An 18,086-nucleotide genomic window follows, 5' to 3' on the forward strand; every position below is an offset into this window, starting at 1 on the left:
CACCCGGCGGGGCCCTGCCTACGGTCGTCCCATGGACGTCATCGAGCTCCTCCCCCGCCTGCACCTGCTGCGCTTCCCGGTCGGCCAGGCCTACCTCTGGCGCGACGGCGACGACCTGACGCTGATCGACGCCGGGCCGGCCGGGTCGGGCGAGCGCATCGCCGCCTCGGCCGGGGCGCTCGGTCGCGTACGGCGTGTCGTCCTCACCCACTTCCACGAGGATCACGCGGGCGGGGCGCAGGAGGTCGCCGCGCTCACCGGGGCCGAGGTGGTGGCACACACCCTGGAGGCGCCGGTCGTGCGGGGCGAGGTGCCGGGCCCGCCGCCCGTTTTCGAGGACTGGGAGCGCCCGCTGCACGCGGACGCCGTAGGGCGGCTTCCGCAGGGCGGATTCGACCGGCCGGCGCGGGTGACCGAGGTGTCCGACGGTGACGTCCTGGACTTCGGCGGCGGGGCGCGCGTCGTCCACGCCCCGGGCCACACGGACGGCAGTGTCGGGCTGCATCTCCCGCTCCACGGCGTGCTGTTCACGGGGGACGCCGTCGCCGCGTCGCCGGTCGACGGCAGCGTCATGCTCGGTGTCTTCAACGTCGACCGGGACCGGGCCGTCGGCTCCTTCGGGCGGTTGGCCGGCCTCGACACGGAGGTGGCCTGCTTCGGTCACGGCGATCCGGTGACCGGCGGGGCCGGCGAGGCGCTCCGGGCATCGGCGCGGACCTACGGGGCGGTCGGCTGACGTCAGCCGACCGGGGTGCCCGCCTCCAGGTACAGTGCCGCGCCGCGTTCCCGGGCCCGCAGGGCCCAGCGCAGCCGCTCGTAGCGGACCGGGGGCAGCAGGCCGGCGGCCTCGTCCTCGCTGACGAAGCGCCAGTCACGCAGTTCGGGGCCGGGCAGCAGCACGCGGGCGGCGTCCGCGGAGTCGAGCCGGCCGCCGTCGAAGAGCAGCCGCAGTCCGCCGTAGCCGGGGGGCACGGGTGATTCCCAGTCGACGACCAGCAGGGCGGGTACGTCGGCGAGGCGGATCCCGGTCTCCTCGGCGACCTCGCGCATTCCGGCGCGGGCGGGGGCCTCGCCGGGTTCGACGACGCCGCCGGGGAACTCCCAGCCGGGCTTGTAGGTGGGGTCCACGAGCAGCACCCTGTCCCGCTCGTCGAAGAGCAGGACGCCGGCGGCGAGGGTCTCGGCGGTGGGCTCGGGCGTCTGCACGATGTCGCAGGCCGGCACGGCGCCGGTGCCGACGGCCTCGGCGATCCGGGCGGCGGCCTCGTACGGGGAGAGCGCGCCGGTGTCGATCGGGTGGGCGTCGGCGGTCAGCCAGGAGGCGAGTGCGGCACGGTACGGCTCGATGTGGTCGTAGGACCACTGACGTACGCGTATCTCGCCGTCGGGCAGGTCCGCCGGTATCTCGCGGCCCGCTATACGCTCCCGCAGGATCGTTTCCGCCGGAGCGAGCAGAACGTGCCGGACCGCGATCCGGCGGGCGGCGAGGCCGCCGAAGATCTCGTCGCGGTACTCCTGCCGCAGCAGTGTCATGGGGACCACGAGGGTCCCACCGAGCTCGGCGAGCATCGCGGCCGCCGTGTCGGTCACCAGACGGCGCCATATCGGCAGGTCCTGGAAGTCGCCGACCTCGGCGAGGCGTTTGGGCGGCAGCAGATGTGCGAGTGCGCCGCCGATGACCTCGGGGTCGAAGAGTGTGCTGTTCGGGATCAGTTCGATCAGTTCCCGGGCGGTGGTGGTCTTCCCCGCACCGAACGCGCCGTTGATCCAGACGACGGTCACAGGTCCCCCTCTTCTGTTGGCCCCCTGTGGCTTGCCCGCTCCACCCTGCCACGGAAACCAGGCCCAGTTGAGGGCGTACGACAGCGGCGCCGGCGTCCCCGGGGAGGGACACCGGCGCCGCGTGGTCCGGGCGGTGCGTGAGGGGCGGTGTGCGTCAGCCCAGCTGCCCGAGGGCGTCGTCGTCCACGTGCAGGCTGTCGACGGCGACGGTGTCCTGGACGGTGCTGACGGTGTCGTCCACGTCGAGGTTGAGCGGGAGGTCGGCCGGGGCGGCGTGGGAGGGGCTGACGGCCGCGACGACGAAACCGGTGGCGAGGGACGCGATGGCGAGCATGCTGCGCTTCTTCATGCCTGCTTCAACTGCGCGACGGCGTGGGGGTCACGGGTGCGGGCCCGGCAGCGGCGGAATCGACCCGGGCTCCCTGCTCAGGGCCCCGGGCCCGGCCGACCCACACCTGCCGGACTGCCGCCTGCCGCCTGCCGGGCCAGGGTGTCCCGTGCTCCTACTCCCGCCCTCCTGCTCCCGTATCCGTACTCCCGTGTCCGTACTCCCGCGCTCGGGCCGCAGGCCACGTATCAACGCACCCCGCGCGCACCCCGCGCGCACCCGTCGCGCAGCCGCCCGCGGCTCAGACCCGCGCCGGCGTGGCCCCCGCCGTCCTCGTGAGTGCCGCCGCGGCCGCCCCCACCAGCCCCGCGTCCGTGCCCATCTGGGCGGGTACGACGGCCAGGCGCTGTACGAAGGACAGGGTCGCGTAGTCGGTCAGGGCCTTGCGCAGGGGGGCGAAGAGCACGTCGCCCGCCTTGCCGACGCCTCCGCCGACCACAGCGATGTCGATCTCGACGAGGGTCGCGGTGGCGGCGATGCCGGCGGCCAGTGCCTGCGCGGCCCGCTCGAAGGACGCCACGGCGACGGGGTCGCCCAGGCGGGCCGCGGCGGCGACCGCGGCGGCGGAGGTGTCGCCGTCCGGGCCGGGGCGCCAGCCTCCGTCGAGGGCGCGCCGCGCGATGTTGGGGCCGCTCGCTATGCGCTCCACGCAGCCGCGCGCACCGCACGGGCACGGATCGCCGTCCAGGTCCACGCTGATGTGGCCGATGTGACCCGCGTTGCCGGTCGGGCCGGGGTGCAGCCGGCCGCCCAGGACCAGACCGCCGCCGACGCCCGTCGAGACCACCATGCACAGCGCGTTGTCGTGGCCGCGGGCGGCGCCCTGCCAGTGTTCGGCCGCCGTGATGGCCACGCCGTCGCCGATCAGCTCGACGGGCAGGTCGCCGGCGGCGTCGCGGACCCGCCGGACGAGCGGGTAGTCGCGCCAGCCGGGCACGTTCACCGGGCTGACCGTGCCGGCGGAGGCGTCCACCGGTCCGGCGCTGCCGATGCCGACGGCCGTCACCCGCCCCCACAGCGGAGACGCGGTCAACTCCCCGAGCACCGCCTCGACGGCGCGCATCACGGTGTCGCCGTCCTCCCGGGCGGGCGTGGCACGCTGCGCGCGCGCCTGGATGCGGCCGTGGCCGTCCACCAGCGCCCCGGCGATCTTGGTGCCGCCGATGTCCAGCGCTGCCACGAGGTCGGTGTGCATCAGAGTCGGATCTCCCCGTCGGACCGAAAAAAGCAAAAAATGACGAACACAAGAGCGCGCAGCGGACCGGCCCCACGGTGGGGACGAGGGCCGGAGAGTGCGATGGACAGTGTCTCTTGCATCTGACAACGTTGTCCAGGCTCTATGCTCGACGCCACATCCTCATACAAACGCATGACCGACACATCCCCCGTGGACGACAGGAGCCGACGCACTCCCGTGGACGACAGGACAGGACACCGCCGCACCGTGCCCGACACGCCCCGCCGCGCAGACCGGCTCCCCGGGAACCGTTACGGCAATCGCCCGACCATGAAGGACGTCGCCGCCCGGGCCGGGGTCGGTCTCAAGACCGTCTCCCGCGTGGTCAACGGGGAGCCGGGCGTCACCCCGGAGACCGAGCGCCGCGTCCAGGAGGCCATCGACGCGCTCGGCTTCCGCCGCAACGACAGCGCGCGAGTGCTCCGCAAGGGCCGTACCGCCAGCATCGGCCTGGTCCTGGAGGACCTGGCCGACCCCTTCTACGGGCCGCTCAGCCGCGCCGTGGAGGAGGTGGCCCGCGCCCACGGCGCCCTGCTGATCAACGGGTCCAGCGCGGAGGACCCGGACCGTGAGCAGGAGCTGGTGCTGGCACTGTGCGCGCGGCGCGTGGACGGGCTGGTGGTGATCCCCGCCGGGGACGACCACCGGTACCTGGAGCCGGAGCTCAAGGCGGGCGTCGCCACGGTGTTCGTGGACCGTCCGGCGGGGCAGATCGACGCGGACGTGGTGGTGTCCGACAACTTCGGCGGCGCCCGCGACGGCGTGGCGCACCTCATCGCGCACGGGCACCGCAGGATCGGTTTCATCGGCGACATGCCCCGCATCCACACCGCCGCCGAGCGGCTGCGCGGCTACCGGGCCGCCATGGAGGACGCCGGCATACCGGTGAAGGACTCCTGGATGTCCCTGGGCGTCACCGATCCCGTGCGGGTGCGCCGGGCGGCCGAGGAGATGCTCACCGACCCGCATCCGGTCACCGCGATCTTCACCGGCAACAACCGGGTGACGGTCACCGTGATCCGGGTCCTGGCCGAGCACGCGCGCGGCGTCGCGCTGGTCGGCTTCGACGACATCGAGCTGGCCGACCTGCTCCAGCCGGGCGTCACCGTGGTCGCCCAGGACGCGGCCGCCCTCGGCCGCACCGCCGCCGAGCGGCTCTTCAGGCAGCTGGACGGCTCCCTGATCGCGCCCGACCGCATCGAACTGCCGACCAGGCTGGTCACCCGGGGTTCGGGCGAGCTGCCACCGGCGGACTGAGCGGCCCGTGTCGAAGCCACTGGGCGGGGACCCTGCCCGGCCGCCCCGGCCCCCGGAGAGCGGCCGGGCCCCGGCGCGCCCGACCGGCGAGGACCGGACGTTGCGGGCGCTCGGGCTGGCGGGGGTGCCGCGGGAGGAGCCGCTGCTGTACCCGGGCGCGTGGCCCCGCGAGTCGGGGCTGCTGGACGGGGATCGGCTGCTGCCGCTGGACCGGCCGGTCCACGAGGACGGGGACGGCAGGGTTCCCGTGCTCGCGATCGGCTCCAACGCCAGCCCGGGCCAGCTGCGCCACAAGATGGCCGAGTTCGGAATCGACTCGCCGATCCCGATGGTCAGGACGCGGGTCACCGGCCTCGACATCGGTGTCTCCGCCCATGTGAGCCGCATGGGCTACGTGTCCGCCTCTCCGGTGGGCGCTCCGGGCGTCGTACGGGAGCTGTTCGTCCTCTGGCTCGACGCCGAGCAGCTGGCCGTGATCGACGCGAGCGAGGGAGTGCCGATGGTGTCCGGCAACTTCGACCGCGCCTGGCTCCCCGCACCGGCCGTGCGTGTCGAGCCGGTGGGCGGGGACGGAACGGTGCTGTGCGGCGCGTACGCCTACGTCAACCGCCACGGCGTCCTGCACGACGGCACCGGGGCACCCCGCCGGCACCCGGGCGACCAGCGCGTCCTGATCACCGATCTGCTCCAGGGTTCGCCCCGGCTGCGGGAGCTGTTCGGGGCGACGCCGGAGGAGTTCTGCGCGCGGGCGCGGGCCGACCGGCGGCTGTGCGCCCGGGGGACGCGGTTGTTCGCCGAGGAGAAGCGGGCGACGGAGTCCGGCCTGGAGCGCTACGTGCGCTCCGGCCGGACCGGCGAGCCCCTCCCCCGCTCCTAGGGCATGCCGTTGGATCATGCCGGCGTCGCGGGGCGTGGCACGCACATCTGCCGCGTTGTCGTCGGTTGCCAGGGCTCCGCCCTGTCGCCCTCCTCCGCCTTGCAGCTGCACGCACCACGCCCCGCTCGGGTGGGCTGAAAAGGCGCCGTCCCTCGCAGCCGACCTGACCCAAACGACAGGCCCCAGCCGCCGCCTACTGCGCCGATGCCGTGAGGTCGCCGCGCCGCGGGGACGAGAAGCCCTCCAGGTCGGCGCGGGTCAGGCCGGTCAGCCGGGCGACCTCGCCGATGTCGAGGGCGCCGCAGTCCAGGCCGCGCAGCAGGTAGCCGCTGAGGGCCTTCGCGGTGGCGGGCTCGTCCATGACGTCGCCGCCGGCGCGGTTGGCGTAGCGGGCGAGGCGGGCGGCGGCCTGCTCGAAGCCCTCCCGGTAGAAGGCGAAGACCGCCGCGTACCGGGTGGGGATGTGGCCGGGGTGCATGTCCCAGCCCTGGTAGTAGGCGCGGGCGAGGGCGCGGCGGGTGAGGCCGAAGTGCAGGCGCCAGGCGTCGTGCACCTTGGCGGTGGGGCCGACCGGCAGGACGTTGGTGGAGCCGTCGGAGACGCGTACGCCGGTGCCGGCGGCGGCGACCTGCATGATCGCCTTGGCGTGGTCGGCGGCCGGGTGGTCGCTGGCCTGGTACGCGGCGGAGACGCCGAGGCAGGCGCTGTAGTCGAAGGTGCCGTAGTGCAGTCCGGTGGCGCGGCCCTCGGCGGCCTGGATCATGCGGGCTACGGCGGCGGTGCCGTCGGCGGCCAGGATGGACTGGCTGGTCTCGATCTGGATCTCGAAGCCGATCCGGCCGGGCTCCAGGCCGCGCGCCTTCTCGAACGCCTCCAGGAGCCGCACCATGGCGGTGACCTGCTCGGGGTAGGTCACCTTCGGCAGGGTGAGGACCAGCCCGTCCGGGAGGCCGCCGGCCTCCATCAGGCCACTGAGGAAGACGTCGAGCGTACGGATGCCGCGGGCGCGCACCGGGGCCTCCATGCACTTCATGCGGATGCCCATGTACGGGGCCGCCGTGCCCTGTTCGTACGCCTCGGCGATGAGCCGGGCCGCGCGGGCGGCGGACTCGTCCTCCTCGGCGTCCGTGCGGTTGCCGTAGCCGTCCTCGAAGTCGACGCGGAGGTCCTCGATCGGCTCGCGCTCCAGCTTGGCGCGTACGCGGCTGTACACGGCCTCGGCGAGGTCGTCGGTGAGGCCGAGGACGGCGGCGAAGGAGGCGGCGTCGGGGGCGTGTTCGTCGAGGGCGGCGAGCGCCTGGTCGCCCCAGGAGCGGATCGTGTCGGCGGCGAAGACGTCACCGGGTACGTAGACGGTGTGGACGGGTTGCCGGGTGCCCGGGTCTCCGGGGTAGCGGCGCTCCAGCTCCGCGTCGACCGGCGCGAGGGAGGCACTGATCTCCTCGCCGACGCCGCCCGCGAGACTCGTCGCCACCTTCTCCTGCTGACCCATCCCACACCCTCCTGTTTTCCGCTGAACGGAATCAATAATCCGTAGAGCGAAGTTATCTGCCGGTCTCTCGCCGGTCAACACCATCCTGCGCAGACGCCGAGGCCCCCGCGACCAGGAAGGACGGTCGCGGGGGCCTCGGCGGCGCTGCGAGGGGAGGTTCAGCCCTTGCGGGTCTTGACTTCCTCGGTCAGCTGCGGGACGACGTCGAAGAGGTCGCCGACCACGCCGTAGTCGACCAGCTCGAAGATCGGGGCCTCGGCGTCCTTGTTGATCGCCACGATCGTCTTCGAGGTCTGCATACCGGCGCGGTGCTGGATCGCGCCCGAGATGCCGGAGGCGATGTACAGCTGCGGGGAGACGGACTTGCCGGTCTGGCCGACCTGGTTGGTGTGCGGGTACCAGCCCGCGTCCACCGCGGCACGCGAGGCGCCGACGGCCGCGCCGAGCGAGTCGGCGAGCGCCTCGATGATCGAGAAGTTCTCCGCGCCGTTGACGCCACGGCCGCCGGAGACGACGATCGCGGCCTCGGTCAGCTCGGGGCGGCCGGTCGACTCGCGCGGCGTGCGCGAGGTGACCTTGGTGCCGGTCGCGGCGGCGGAGAAGGACACCGACAGGGCCTCGACCGCACCGGCGGCCGGAGCCGGCTCGACGGCCGCGCTGTTCGGCTTGACCGTGATGACCGGGGTGCCCTTGGAGACGCGGGACTTGGTGGAGAAGGCGGCGGCGAACACCGACTGCGTGGCCACCGGGCCCTCGTCGCCGGCCTCCAGGTCGACGGCGTCGGTGATGATGCCGGAGCCCAGGCGCAGCGCCAGGCGGGCGGCGATCTCCTTGCCCTCGGCGGAGGACGGGACCAGTACAGCGGCCGGGGACACGGCCTCGTGGGCGGCCTGGAGGGCGTCCACCTTCGGCACGACCAGGTAGTCGGCGTACTCGGCGGCCTCGTGGGTCAGGACCTTCACCGCACCGTGCTCGGCGAGCGCGGCGGCGGTGTCGGCGGCACCGGCGCCCAGCGCGACCGCGACCGGCGAACCGATGCGACGAGCGAGCGTCAACAGCTCCAGGGTGGGCTTGCGGACGGCACCGTCCACGTGATCGACGTAGACGAGAACTTCAGCCATGGGACTTCTTCTCTCCTGCTTGCGAGATGTGAGGGGCGATCGGCGAAACCGGGGCTCAGATGAACTTCTGGCCCGCGAGGAACTCAGCGAGCTGCTTGCCGCCCTCGCCCTCGTCCTTGACGATCGTGCCCGCGGTGCGCGCCGGGCGCTCGGTCGCGGAGTCGACCTTGGTGTAGGCGTTCTCCAGGCCGACCTCGTCCTCGTCGATGTCGAGGTCGGAGAGGTCCCAGGACTCCACCGGCTTCTTCTTGGCCGCCATGATGCCCTTGAAGGAGGGGTAACGCGCCTCGCCCGACTGGTCGGTGACCGACACGACGGCCGGCAGCGACGCCTCCAGCTGCTCCGTGGCGGAGTCGCCGTCGCGGCGGCCCTTCACGGTGCCGTCCTCGACGGAGACCTCGGACAGCAGCGTCACCTGCGGTACGCCCAGGCGCTCCGCGAGCAGCGCCGGTACGACGCCCATGGTGCCGTCGGTGGAGGCCATGCCGGAGACGACCAGGTCGTAGCCGGCCTTCTCGACGGCCTTGGCCAGCACCAGGGAGGTGCCGATGGCGTCGGTCCCGTGCAGGTCGTCGTCCTCGACGTGGATCGCCTTGTCCGCGCCCATGGACAGCGCCTTGCGCAGCGCGTCCTTCGCGTCCTCCGGACCCACCGTCAGGACGGTGATCTCCACGTCGTCGTCGGAATTCTCCGAGATCTGCAGCGCCTGCTCGACCGCGTACTCGTCCAGCTCGGAGAGCAGACCGTCCACGTCGTCCCGGTCGACGGTCAGGTCATCGGCGAAGTGCCGGTCGCCAGTGGCGTCGGGCACGTACTTAACAGTGACAACGATCCTCAAGCTCACGCCGGCTCTCCTACTGCGTCGACATTTCAGTGCTGCCTCTTGCAGGCAGCATAGGCGCCCCAAGCGGCCGATCCCGGTCGGGGCGACCCGCGCTCCGCCCGGAATATTACTCGTCAGTACACCCAGTTCCTGCCCGCTAAGCAAGCGCTTTGAACTGTGACCTTCGCAACGCAGCGTAACCGGAACCCGACGGCTTCGCGGAAGCGCCTCCCGGTGACCGGTCAGTCGCGCAGAGCGTGGTAACGCCCCTGGTGGTACAGCAGGGGACGGCCGGCACCCGTGGGGTCGCCGAGGAGAACCTCGGCCAGCACGATGCGGTGGTCCCCCGCGGGAACGCGGCCGACGACGCGGCACACGAGCCAGGCGAGGACGCCGTCCAGCACGGGCACGCCCACGGGGCCCTCGCACCAGGCGGTCGGCGCCGCGTAACGGTCGGCGCCACTGCGGGCGAAGGTGGCCGCCAGGTCCTCCTGGTGGTCGCCGAGCAGGTGGACGCCGACGTACTCGGCCTCGGACACCGCGGGCCAGCTGGAGGAGCCGGTGCCGATGCCGAACGAGAGCAGCGGCGGCTCGGCGGAGACGGAGGTGAGGGAGGTGGCCGTGAAACCGACCGGGCCGGCGTCACCGCGGGCGGTGATCACGGCGACTCCCGCCGCGTGCCGCCGGAAGGCGGACCGCAGCAGGTCGGCGGTGGCGAGCCGCGGCGCGGCGACGTCGGGTGTGGCCGTCATACGGGGTGTCCTTCTGCGTTGCGCCTCGGTCCGGGGAGCCGGGAGCGAGGGCCTACGGGCAGGCTGACGACGGGTGGCACACACAGTCAAATACGTCCTGGGTCGTGGGGGCTGTGGAGAACGCCTCACGGGTGACGTGGCGGTGGTCACACCGCCTCGCCCAGTGCGGCGATCACGTCCGCCTTGCGCGGCTGCCCGACGGCGCGCCGCACGACACGGCCGCCGGCGTCGAGGACCAGCACGGTGGGCGTCTTGAGTACGCCGAGTGCGCGGACCAGCTCCAGGCGGGCCTCGGCGTCGATCTCGACGTGGGTGACTCCGGGGACCATGCCGGCCACCTCACCGAGGACCCGCCGGGTGGCCCGGCAGGGGGCGCAGAAGGCGCTGGAGAACTGCACGAGCGTGGCGCGTGCGCCGAGCTCCGTGCCCAGGTCGGCCGCGTCGAGCCGCGGGCCGGAGGTGTCGAGCCCCCCGCCGTCGCCCTGCCCGCGCACCCGTTCGCCCCTGTTCCGCCGCCACCGCGGCACTCCTGGACGCACGCGACACGCGCGCCACCAGTCCGGTCGTCCCCAGGTGCAGCGTTCACGGGGCGCCGGAGATTCCCGGGCTCACCGTCGTGTTTCGGCCACGAATCGGCCGAGGAAGTGATGAGGATCTCGCCGCGGGCGGGCACCAAGGCTGGTACACCGGCCGTTCTTGGGGCACGATCTGCGACAAGCCGTAAACCTACGGCTGCGTAACTTTCGACTGGGAGTCCCCTTCCCAGGCTGATAAGGAAGGGTCCGACCCGCCCATGGCAGAACTCGCCTACCGCCCGGCCATCGGTCTCGCCCGCACCCTGTTCAAGGTGTGGGACCTCAAGATCGACTGCCAGGGTTCGGAGAACATCCCGCGCTCGGGCGGCGCCGTGCTGGTGAGCAACCACATCAGCTACCTGGACTTCATCTTCGACGGCCTGGCGGCGCTGCCCCAGAAGCGGCTGGTGCGCTTCATGGCGAAGGAGTCGGTCTTCCGGCACCGGGTCTCCGGTCCGCTGATGCGCAACATGAAGCACATCCCGGTGGACCGCAAGCAGGGCGAGGCGGCGTACGCGCACGCCCTGGACTCGCTGCGGTCCGGCGAGATCGTCGGAGTCTTCCCGGAGGCCACGATCTCCGAGTCGTTCACGCTGAAGAGCTTCAAGTCGGGCGCCGCGCGCCTGGCGCAGGAGGCGGGCGTCCCGCTGGTCCCGATGGCGCTGTGGGGCACGCAGCGACTGTGGACCAAGGGTCACCCGCGCAACTTCAAGCGCAGCCACACCCCGATCACGATCCGGGTCGGCGAGGCGATGGAGGCCTCCCGCGAGCAGTACGCGGGCGCCATCACCCGTCGGCTGCGCGGGCGGGTGCAGGAGCTGCTGGAGGCCGCGCAGCGCGCCTACCCGGTGCGTCCCAAGGGTGCGGACGACACGTGGTGGATGCCGGCCCATCTCGGCGGCACCGCCCCGACGCAGGAGCAGCTGCGCACGGCCGAGGCGCGCTGAGCCGAGCGCGTCACAGGGCGGGCGGCAGCGTCCGCCACAGGTGGGACCGGTCGGTGGCCGCCTTCAGCACGTCCACCACGGCGGGATGCGGCGCGGCGTACAGGTCCGGGTAGTCCGCCTCGCCGGCCGCGGTGTCCGGCGTGAAGGCCAGCTGTTCCCGCTCCAGGGAGAACCGGGCGTTCACGCCGGGTTTGTTGCCGCGCGGGTCCTGCCGGTGCCAGGCACCGTTGAACCGTACGGCGACCAGCCCGTGCACCACGTCGAACCGCTGGTAGCACAGGGCGGTCGGGATGTCCTCGGCCCGCAGCAGCGCGGTCAGCGCGTGGGCCTTGGCGTAGCAGATGCCGGTGCGCTGCTCCAGGACGTCGGAGGCGCGCCAGGTGACGCGGGGGTCACCGGAGTCCTGTGAGTGCGGGATGGTGTCGCGCACGAACTCGAAGGCGAGCCGCGCATAGGCATACGAGTCCTCCGCGTCCGCGGCAAGCCGCCCGGCCACTTCCCGTACGCGCGGGTGGTGGTGGTCGATGACCTCGTCGGCGGCCAGGTAGGCGGACAGGTCAGGGGTTTTCTGGATCAGCTCCATGCGGCAGAGCATAGGAACGCGATCACCCGTCAGTCAATGACTTTTCAAGTGACCGCATACCTATGCATCACGGGAGAGGCCCGTAGTCAGCGTGCCGTCTCCTCCTTGAGGGCGGCCACGAACGCGTCGACGTCGTCCTCGGTGGTGTCGAAGGCGCACATCCAGCGCACGTCGCCGGCGGCCTCGTCCCAGAAGTAGAAGCGGAACCGCTTCTGAAGGCGCTCGCTCACCTCGTGCGGCAGCCGGGCGAAGACCGCGTTGGCCTGCACCGGGTAGAGGATCTCCACGCCGTGCACGGCGCGCACGCCCTCGGCCAGGCGCTGGGCCATCTCGTTGGAGTGCCGGGCGTTGCGCAGCCACAGGTCCTTGGCGAGCAGCGCCTCCAGCTGTACCGAGACGAAGCGCATCTTGGAGGCGAGCTGCATGGACAGCTTGCGCAGGTGCTTCATGTGGCTGACGGCGTCCTGGTTGAGGACCACGACCGCCTCGCCGAACAGGGCTCCGTTCTTGGTGCCGCCGAGCGAGAGGAGGTCGACGCCGACCGCGTTGGTGAACGTGCGCATCGGCACGTCCAGGGAGGCGGCGGCGTTGGCTATCCGGGAGCCGTCCAGGTGCACCTTCATGCCGTGCGCGTGGGCGTGCTCGCAGATGGCGCGGATCTCGTCGGGCGTGTAGAGCGTGCCGAGCTCGGTGCTCTGGGTGATCGAGACGACCTGCGGCATCGCGCGGTGCTCGTCGTCCCAGCCGTACGCCTGCCGGTCGATCAGGTCGGGCGTGAGCTTGCCGTCGGGGGTGGGGACGGTGAGCAGCTTCAGGCCGCCCATGCGCTCGGGGGCGCCGCCCTCGTCGACGTTGATGTGCGCGCTCTCGGCGCAGATCACCGCGCCCCAGCGGTCGGTGACCGCCTGGAGCGCGACGACGTTGGCGCCGGTGCCGTTGAAGACCGGGAACGCCTCGGCGCCGGAGCCGAAGTGGCCGCGGATCACGCGCTGGAGGTTCTCGGTGTACTCGTCCTCGCCGTACGCGACCTGGTGCCCGCCGTTGGCCAGGGCCAGCGCGGCGAGCACCTCGGGGTGCGCGCCGGCGTAGTTGTCGCTGGCGAAACCGCGGACCTCGGGGTCGTGGTGGCGACGCGCGTCGGTCTTCGGGGGGTTCACGGCTTCTCGGTCAGCCACAGACGGTTTCCGTTCACTTCCGCGGCGGGCTTCTCCCAGACTCCGGCGACGGCCTCGGCGAGGTCACGCACGTCCGTGAAGCCCGCGAACTTCGCGTTGGGGCGCTCGGCGCGCATCGCGTCGTGCACCAACGCCTTGACCACCAGGATCGCAGCCGCGGACGTCGGCCCCTGCTCGCCCCCCGCCTTGCGGAAGAAGTCCGCCATGGCCAGCGTCCACGCCTCGGCGGCGGCCTTCGCGGCCGAGTAGGCGGCGTTGCCGGCGGTCGGGTTGCTCGCGCCCGCGGCGCTGATCAGGACGTAGCGGCCGCGGTCGCTGCGCTGGAGCGCCTCGTGGAAGGCCAGGGAGGTGTGCTGGACGGTGCGGATCAGCAGCTTCTCCAGGAGGTCCCAGTCGCCGAGTTCGGTCTTGGTGAAGGTCTGGCTGCCGCGCCAGCCGCCGACGAGGTGGACCACGCCGTCGACCCGGCCGAACTCCTTCTCGATGCGGTCCGCCCAGGCCCGGGTGGAGTCCAGGTCGAGCAGGTCGACCGTCTCGCCGGTGACGGTGGCGCCGCCGTGCGCGTAGCGCGCCGCGTCCACCGCCTCCGCCAGCCGCTCCGGGTCGTTGTCCGAGCCGACGACCGTCGCACCCGCCTCGGCGAGCCGCAGCAGCGCGGCCCGTCCGGCGGGTCCGCCCGCTCCGGCCACCGCGATCACCGCGCCGTCGAGCGTCCCGTTCCCCATGGTCCTCGCCTCCCGAGCCTGCTGTGTCTGCCTGTCCGTACCGTCGCTCACGCGGCGGCCCGCTCGGCGCCGTCCGCCGTCGCCGTGATGCCCCGGGTCGAGGCGATCACGTTCTTGAGCTTCTTGGACAGTGCCTCGTAGAACATGCTCAGCGGAAACTCGTCCGGAAGCACGTCATCGACGAGCTTGCGCGGCGGCAGCGTCAGGTCCAGGGCGTCGGGGCCCTTGGCCCACTTCGAGCCCGGGTGCGGGGCGAGGTAGGTGGAGACCAGCTCGTAGCCGGCGAACCAGTGCACGATCTTGGGGCGGTCGATGCCGTCCCGGTAGAGCTTCTCGATCTCGGCGCACAGCTGGTTGGTGACCTGCGGGGCGCGCTGCCAGTCGATGAAGAGCTTGTTGTCGGTCCAGCGCACGACGTCGTGCTTGTGGAGGTAGGCGAAGAGGAGCTGGCCGCCCAGACCGTCGTAGTTGCGCCGGCGCTCGCCGGTGACCGGGAAGCGGAACATGCGGTCGAAGAGGACGGCGTACTGCACGTCACGGGCCTGCGGGACACCCTCGTCCGCCAGCTTCACGGCCTCCCTGAAGGCGGTGAGGTCGCAGCGCAGCTCCTCCAGGCCGTACATCCAGAACGGCTGGCGCTGCTTGATCATGAAGGGGTCGAAGGGCAGGTCGCCGTGGCTGTGGGTGCGGTCGTGGACCATGTCCCACAGGACGAAGGCCTCCTCGCAGCGCTTCTGGTCGTGCACCATCGCGGCGACGTCCTCGGGCAGTTCCAGGCCCAGGATGCCGACGGCGGCCTCGGTGACGCGCCGGAAGCGGGCGGCCTCGCGGTCGCAGAAGATGCCGCCCCAGGAGAAGCGCTCGGGCGCCTCGCGTACGGCGATGGTCTCCGGGAAGAGGACGGCGGAGTTGGTGTCGTAGCCGGCCGTGAAGTCCTCGAAGGTGATGCCGCAGAAGAGCGGGTTGTCGTAGCGGGTGCGCTCCAGTTCGGCCAGCCAGTCGGGCCAGACCATGCGCAGCACGACCGCTTCGAGGTTGCGGTCCGGGTTGCCGTTCTGCGTGTACATCGGGAAGACGACCAGGTGCTGGAGGCCGTCCGCGCGGCTCGCGGCGGGCTGGAAGGCCAGCAGCGAGTCGAGGAAGTCGGGCACTTGGAATCCGCCGTCGGCCCAGCGGCCGAGGTCCGTCACCAGGGCCTCGTGGTAGGCGCGGTCGTGCGGCAGGAGCGGGGACAGCTCCTCGACGGCGCCGGCGACACGGCGTACGGCGTCCTCGGCGGCGGACCGGTCGGGCGCGCCCTCGGCGGCGAAGTCGATCGACCCGTCCTTGGACTGCCATGGCCGGATCCGCTCCACGGCATCCTTGAGCACGGGCCACGCCGGGTGCTCCACCACCCTGCTCGCCGGAGGAATGTTCTCCTCCACACCCACCTGCACAAGAATTTCCGTCATGTCCCATCCTCCGCGGGAGAAGCTCGCGTCAGGACACCGTATGCATACGAGGTTTCTCCCAGCAAGGGGCACCTCAATAAATTATCCTGCCCGACCCTGCCTTTCGCCGCACTTTTTCCTGCGGGATGCTGGAGTCCGGATACCAGGCGCGGCAGAGGGGAAACGGTCCCGCAGGGCCGTTAGGCTGCCGCCCTGCCATCGCCGACGTCGACGGAAGCGAGTCGAGCCTTGAACTTCCTCACCATCGGTCACCGTGGAGTGATGGGTGTCGAACCCGAGAACACTCTGCGTTCCTTCGTCGCCGCCGAGCAGGCCGGCCTCGACGTCGTCGAACTGGACCTGCACCTGAGCAAGGACGGCGCGCTCGTCGTCATGCACGACGCGGACGTGGACCGCACCACCGACGGCACGGGCGCGATCGCCGAGCAGACACTCGAGGAGTTGCGCGCGCTGGACGCGGGCCGCGGGGAGCGGGTCCCGGTCTTCGAGGAGGTACTGGACTCCGTGTCGGTGCCGTTGCAGGCCGAGATCAAGGACGCGGCGGCCGCGCGGAAGCTCGCCGAGGTGATGCGTCGGCGGGACCTGGTGGACCGGGTGGAGGTGATCTCGTTCCACGACGAGGCCATCGTGGAGATCGCCCGGCTGGTGCCCGGGGTGCGGACCGCCCTGGTCGCGCAGTACTACGGCCCCGAGGTCGTGGACCGTGCCGTCGAGGCCGGCGCCGGCACCCTGTGCCTGGACATCAACCGGATCACGCTGGAGATCGTGGAGCGGGCCCGCAAGGCGGGTCTGCGGGTCTTCTGCTGGACGGTGAACACCCAGGACCATCTGCGGCTGGTGCGCGCCCTCGGGCTGGACGGCGCGACGACCGACTACCCGGAGATCAAACGCACCGGCCGCTTCACCGCGTGAGCATCACGTTCACCGCGTGAGCGTCATATTCACCGCGTGACCGTCACCGGTGGACGTCACGCCAGCGGCTTGACCAGCAGCTCGAACTGCAGGTCGTCCCGCTGCGGAACGCCGAAGCGCTCGTCGCCGTACGGGAACGGGGTCATCTCTCCCGTACGGCGGTAGCCGCGGCGCTCGTACCAGGCGATGAGGTCCTCGCGCACCGAGATCACGGTCATGTGCATCTCCGTCACGCCCCACGCCTCGCGGGCCCACCGCTCGGCCTCCGCGATGATCGTCTTGCCCAGTCCCTCGCCCTGGAGCGCCGGGCTCACGGCGAACATCCCGAAGTAGGCGTGCGCCCCGCGGTGCTCCAGCTGGCAGCAGGCCACGATCCCGCCGTCCCGCTCGACCGTCAGCAGGCGGCTGTCCGGCGACTTGACGACCTCCAGCACACCCTCCGGGTCCGTGCGCTGCCCCTGGAGGATGTCCGCCTCCGTGGTCCACCCGGCGCGGCTGGCATCCCCGCGGTACGCGGACTCTATGAGCGCGACGATCCCGTCCACGTCGGCGTCGGTGGCGGCGCGGTAGGTCAGTGGGCTGGCGGCGGTGTCCATGCGGGGCGGCTCCGGTTCTTTCTCGGCGGTTCGCTCTCGGGCGCGGGGCGGGCACCGATGAGAGTAACGCCGCCAGTAGTCTCGGGACGCATGGTGCATGTACTCAGCAGCCGAATCCTGCTCCGCCCCACCGACCCCGACCGCTCCCGCGCCTTCTACGGCGAGCAGCTCGGCCTCGCCGTCCACCGGGAGTTCGGCGCCGGACCCGAGCGGGGCACCGTCTACTTCCTCGGCGGCGGCTTCCTGGAGGTCTCCGGCCGCTCCGAGGCGCCGCTCACCCCCGCGCTGAAGCTGTGGCTCCAGGTGGCGGACGCGGCAGCGGCCCACGACGAACTGCGCGCGAAGGGCGTCGAGATCGTCCGGCCGCCGGTCCAGGAACCGTGGGGGCTGGTGGAGATGTGGATCGCGGACCCGGACGGCACGCGGATCGTGCTGGTGGAGGTGCCCGCGGATCATCCGCTGCGCTACCGGCCCGGGATCTGAGCCACCGGGCGGTACGTGCCGGATGGCCGCGGTCCGGGCCGGGCCTTAGCGTGCTGGAGAGGACGGACGGTCCCCCGGCTCTGCGGAAGGACGCCCCACGCGATGAAGCTCCACGAACCGGTGATCGGCGGGCCCTGCTGGGCCGAGCTGGGGACCAGCGACCTGGCAGCGGCCAAGCGGTTCTACACCAAGCTGTTCGGCTGGCGCCCCGAGTCGGACTCCCGGCAGCAGGCGGGCGGCTACACGATCGCGCGCCTCGGCGACGCGGCGGTCGCCGCCCTGGCGCCGCTGTACCAGCCGGCGCAGCCGGTCGCGTGGAACGTGTCGTTCGCCGTGCGCGACGCGGACGACGCCGTACGGCAGGTGACCGCGGCCGGCGGGGCGATCGCGCAGGGCCCCACGGACGTCTTCGACTCGGGCCGGTTCGTGGTGACCGCCGATCCGACCGGGGCGGTGTTCCAGCTGTGGGAGGCACGCTCGTTCCCAGGGGCCGGGCTGTTCAACGCGCCCGGCTCGCTGGGCTGGGTGGAGCTGCTGACCCGGGAGCCCGACCGGGCCGCCGACTTCTACACCACGGTGTTCGGCTGGAGCGTCACCACCTCGGACCGCTACCCGCAGTGGGGGATCGGCGGGGCGGACTTCGGCGGCATGGTGACGATGGACGAGAAGTTCCCGCACGAGGTGCCGGCGCACTGGCTGCCGTACTTCGCGGTGGCTGACGTGAACACCGCCGCGGTCGACACGACCGACAGCGGCGGCACCGTGCTCATGGAACCCACCTCGCCTCCCGAGGGACCACGCATCGCGGTGCTGCGCGACCCGCAGGGCGCGATGTTCGGCGTGTATCGGGCGGGCGACGAGCGCTGAGACGGTTTCCGTCCCTGGGTCGCGGTGCCGCCGGGCCGGCGGA

General features: G+C 72.1%; 20 protein-coding genes. 7 read left to right on the top strand and 13 right to left on the bottom strand.

Annotated features, from left to right (window positions below):
• Positions 1–31 precede the first annotated feature (31 nt).
• The gene (locus tag ACFCZF_RS05930; protein ID WP_376670616.1) at positions 32–736 is read left to right on the top strand and encodes an MBL fold metallo-hydrolase; all 705 of its coding nucleotides are present in this window, start codon (positions 32–34) and stop codon (positions 734–736) included.
• 2 nt (positions 737–738) lie between these two features.
• Here the strand turns inward: ACFCZF_RS05930 and ACFCZF_RS05935 are convergent, their stop codons facing one another.
• From ACFCZF_RS05935 to ACFCZF_RS05945, 3 genes are all read right to left on the bottom strand, one after another.
• The gene (locus ACFCZF_RS05935; protein ID WP_376670617.1) at positions 739–1,782 is read right to left on the bottom strand and encodes an NUDIX domain-containing protein; all 1,044 of its coding nucleotides are present in this window, start codon (positions 1,780–1,782) and stop codon (positions 739–741) included.
• A gap of 154 nt (positions 1,783–1,936) precedes the next feature.
• Positions 1,937–2,131: a hypothetical protein gene (locus ACFCZF_RS05940; RefSeq protein ID WP_375920645.1), complete on the bottom strand. Its 195-nt coding sequence runs from the start codon at positions 2,129–2,131 to the stop codon at positions 1,937–1,939.
• 280 nt (positions 2,132–2,411) lie between these two features.
• Positions 2,412–3,365 carry an ROK family protein gene (locus ACFCZF_RS05945; RefSeq protein WP_376670618.1) on the bottom strand — a complete coding sequence of 318 codons (954 nt, stop codon included), beginning with the start codon at positions 3,363–3,365 and terminating at the stop codon, positions 2,412–2,414.
• 219 nt (positions 3,366–3,584) lie between these two features.
• Between ACFCZF_RS05945 and ACFCZF_RS05950 the strand changes: the two genes are divergently transcribed.
• Together ACFCZF_RS05950 and ACFCZF_RS05955 are read left to right on the top strand one after the other, a co-directional pair.
• A complete protein-coding gene (locus ACFCZF_RS05950; RefSeq protein ID WP_376670746.1) occupies positions 3,585–4,664 on the top strand; it encodes a LacI family DNA-binding transcriptional regulator in 1,080 nt (359 codons plus the stop codon).
• Between the two features lie 100 nt (positions 4,665–4,764).
• Positions 4,765–5,541: a hypothetical protein gene (locus ACFCZF_RS05955; RefSeq protein ID WP_376670747.1), complete on the top strand. Its 777-nt coding sequence runs from the start codon at positions 4,765–4,767 to the stop codon at positions 5,539–5,541.
• 193 nt (positions 5,542–5,734) lie between these two features.
• Here the strand turns inward: ACFCZF_RS05955 and ACFCZF_RS05960 are convergent, their stop codons facing one another.
• From ACFCZF_RS05960 to ACFCZF_RS05980, 5 genes are all read right to left on the bottom strand, one after another.
• Positions 5,735–7,033 (bottom strand): DUF6986 family protein, encoded by a 1,299-nt coding sequence (locus ACFCZF_RS05960; protein WP_376670619.1) that lies wholly within the window; start codon positions 7,031–7,033, stop codon positions 5,735–5,737.
• 158 nt (positions 7,034–7,191) lie between these two features.
• A complete protein-coding gene (locus ACFCZF_RS05965; RefSeq protein WP_376670620.1) occupies positions 7,192–8,154 on the bottom strand; it encodes an electron transfer flavoprotein subunit alpha/FixB family protein in 963 nt (320 codons plus the stop codon).
• A gap of 55 nt (positions 8,155–8,209) precedes the next feature.
• Positions 8,210–8,998, bottom strand: coding sequence for an electron transfer flavoprotein subunit beta/FixA family protein (locus tag ACFCZF_RS05970; protein WP_376670621.1), 789 nt, complete (start codon positions 8,996–8,998; stop codon positions 8,210–8,212).
• A 221-nt stretch (positions 8,999–9,219) separates the two neighbouring features.
• On the bottom strand, positions 9,220–9,729 hold the full coding sequence (locus tag ACFCZF_RS05975; RefSeq protein ID WP_376670622.1) for a flavin reductase family protein: 510 nt from the start codon (positions 9,727–9,729) through the stop codon (positions 9,220–9,222).
• Between the two features lie 146 nt (positions 9,730–9,875).
• Positions 9,876–10,256 carry a thioredoxin family protein gene (locus tag ACFCZF_RS05980; protein ID WP_376670748.1) on the bottom strand — a complete coding sequence of 127 codons (381 nt, stop codon included), beginning with the start codon at positions 10,254–10,256 and terminating at the stop codon, positions 9,876–9,878.
• Between the two features lie 266 nt (positions 10,257–10,522).
• On the opposite strand from ACFCZF_RS05980, the gene ACFCZF_RS05985 reads away from it, so the two are divergent.
• Entirely contained in the window at positions 10,523–11,251 is a 729-nt protein-coding gene (locus ACFCZF_RS05985; protein WP_375907597.1) for a lysophospholipid acyltransferase family protein, read from the top strand.
• Positions 11,252–11,261: 10 nt separating this feature from the next.
• Here ACFCZF_RS05985 and ACFCZF_RS05990 read toward each other — a convergent pair whose 3' ends face one another.
• The 4 genes from ACFCZF_RS05990 to ACFCZF_RS06005 all read right to left on the bottom strand — a co-directional run bounded on the left by ACFCZF_RS05990 (position 11,262) and on the right by ACFCZF_RS06005 (position 15,185).
• The gene (locus ACFCZF_RS05990; RefSeq protein WP_376670623.1) at positions 11,262–11,834 is read right to left on the bottom strand and encodes a transglutaminase family protein; all 573 of its coding nucleotides are present in this window, start codon (positions 11,832–11,834) and stop codon (positions 11,262–11,264) included.
• An 86-nt stretch (positions 11,835–11,920) separates the two neighbouring features.
• Positions 11,921–12,991, bottom strand: coding sequence for a threonine aldolase family protein (locus ACFCZF_RS05995; RefSeq protein WP_376670624.1), 1,071 nt, complete (start codon positions 12,989–12,991; stop codon positions 11,921–11,923).
• Positions 12,988–13,734, bottom strand: coding sequence for an SDR family NAD(P)-dependent oxidoreductase (locus tag ACFCZF_RS06000; protein WP_375907602.1), 747 nt, complete (start codon positions 13,732–13,734; stop codon positions 12,988–12,990). Before ACFCZF_RS06000 ends, ACFCZF_RS05995 begins: the two co-directional genes overlap by 4 nt.
• A gap of 47 nt (positions 13,735–13,781) precedes the next feature.
• Positions 13,782–15,185, bottom strand: a complete 1,404-nt coding sequence (locus ACFCZF_RS06005; RefSeq protein WP_376670625.1) for a DUF6421 family protein — start codon at positions 15,183–15,185, stop codon at positions 13,782–13,784.
• 228 nt (positions 15,186–15,413) lie between these two features.
• Between ACFCZF_RS06005 and ACFCZF_RS06010 the strand changes: the two genes are divergently transcribed.
• Complete coding sequence (locus ACFCZF_RS06010; RefSeq protein WP_375907608.1) at positions 15,414–16,097, top strand: glycerophosphodiester phosphodiesterase; 684 nt, start codon at positions 15,414–15,416, stop codon at positions 16,095–16,097.
• Positions 16,098–16,153: 56 nt separating this feature from the next.
• Here ACFCZF_RS06010 and ACFCZF_RS06015 read toward each other — a convergent pair whose 3' ends face one another.
• Positions 16,154–16,693: a GNAT family N-acetyltransferase gene (locus ACFCZF_RS06015; RefSeq protein WP_376670626.1), complete on the bottom strand. Its 540-nt coding sequence runs from the start codon at positions 16,691–16,693 to the stop codon at positions 16,154–16,156.
• Positions 16,694–16,783: 90 nt separating this feature from the next.
• Here ACFCZF_RS06015 and ACFCZF_RS06020 point away from each other — a divergent pair, with 90 nt between their 5' ends.
• Complete coding sequence (locus tag ACFCZF_RS06020) at positions 16,784–17,176, top strand: VOC family protein (RefSeq protein ID WP_376670627.1); 393 nt, start codon at positions 16,784–16,786, stop codon at positions 17,174–17,176.
• Between the two features lie 102 nt (positions 17,177–17,278).
• Entirely contained in the window at positions 17,279–18,043 is a 765-nt protein-coding gene (locus tag ACFCZF_RS06025) for a VOC family protein (RefSeq protein ID WP_376670628.1), read from the top strand.
• Positions 18,044–18,086: the final 43 nt, after the last annotated feature.

Origin of the sequence: Streptomyces sp. NPDC056296, from assembly GCF_042268605.1 — a bacterium.
Classification (GTDB): Bacteria; Actinomycetota; Actinomycetes; order Streptomycetales; family Streptomycetaceae; genus Streptomyces.

Excerpts from the sequence above, each read along its gene's own strand:
- ACFCZF_RS05930 (WP_376670616.1), top strand. The coding sequence starts at position 32 with ATGGACGTCATCGAGCTCCTCCCCCGCCTGCACCTGCTGCGCTTCCCG.
- ACFCZF_RS05940 (WP_375920645.1), bottom strand. The coding sequence starts at position 2,131 with ATGAAGAAGCGCAGCATGCTCGCCATCGCGTCCCTCGCCACCGGTTTC.
- ACFCZF_RS05945 (WP_376670618.1), bottom strand. The coding sequence starts at position 3,365 with ATGCACACCGACCTCGTGGCAGCGCTGGACATCGGCGGCACCAAGATC.
- ACFCZF_RS05960 (WP_376670619.1), bottom strand. The coding sequence starts at position 7,033 with ATGGGTCAGCAGGAGAAGGTGGCGACGAGTCTCGCGGGCGGCGTCGGC.
- ACFCZF_RS05965 (WP_376670620.1), bottom strand. The coding sequence starts at position 8,154 with ATGGCTGAAGTTCTCGTCTACGTCGATCACGTGGACGGTGCCGTCCGC.
- ACFCZF_RS05975 (WP_376670622.1), bottom strand. The coding sequence starts at position 9,729 with ATGACGGCCACACCCGACGTCGCCGCGCCGCGGCTCGCCACCGCCGAC.
- ACFCZF_RS05985 (WP_375907597.1), top strand. The coding sequence starts at position 10,523 with ATGGCAGAACTCGCCTACCGCCCGGCCATCGGTCTCGCCCGCACCCTG.
- ACFCZF_RS05990 (WP_376670623.1), bottom strand. The coding sequence starts at position 11,834 with ATGGAGCTGATCCAGAAAACCCCTGACCTGTCCGCCTACCTGGCCGCC.
- ACFCZF_RS06000 (WP_375907602.1), bottom strand. The coding sequence starts at position 13,734 with ATGGGGAACGGGACGCTCGACGGCGCGGTGATCGCGGTGGCCGGAGCG.
- ACFCZF_RS06005 (WP_376670625.1), bottom strand. The coding sequence starts at position 15,185 with ATGACGGAAATTCTTGTGCAGGTGGGTGTGGAGGAGAACATTCCTCCG.
- ACFCZF_RS06015 (WP_376670626.1), bottom strand. The coding sequence starts at position 16,693 with ATGGACACCGCCGCCAGCCCACTGACCTACCGCGCCGCCACCGACGCC.
- ACFCZF_RS06020 (WP_376670627.1), top strand. The coding sequence starts at position 16,784 with ATGGTGCATGTACTCAGCAGCCGAATCCTGCTCCGCCCCACCGACCCC.
- ACFCZF_RS06025 (WP_376670628.1), top strand. The coding sequence starts at position 17,279 with ATGAAGCTCCACGAACCGGTGATCGGCGGGCCCTGCTGGGCCGAGCTG.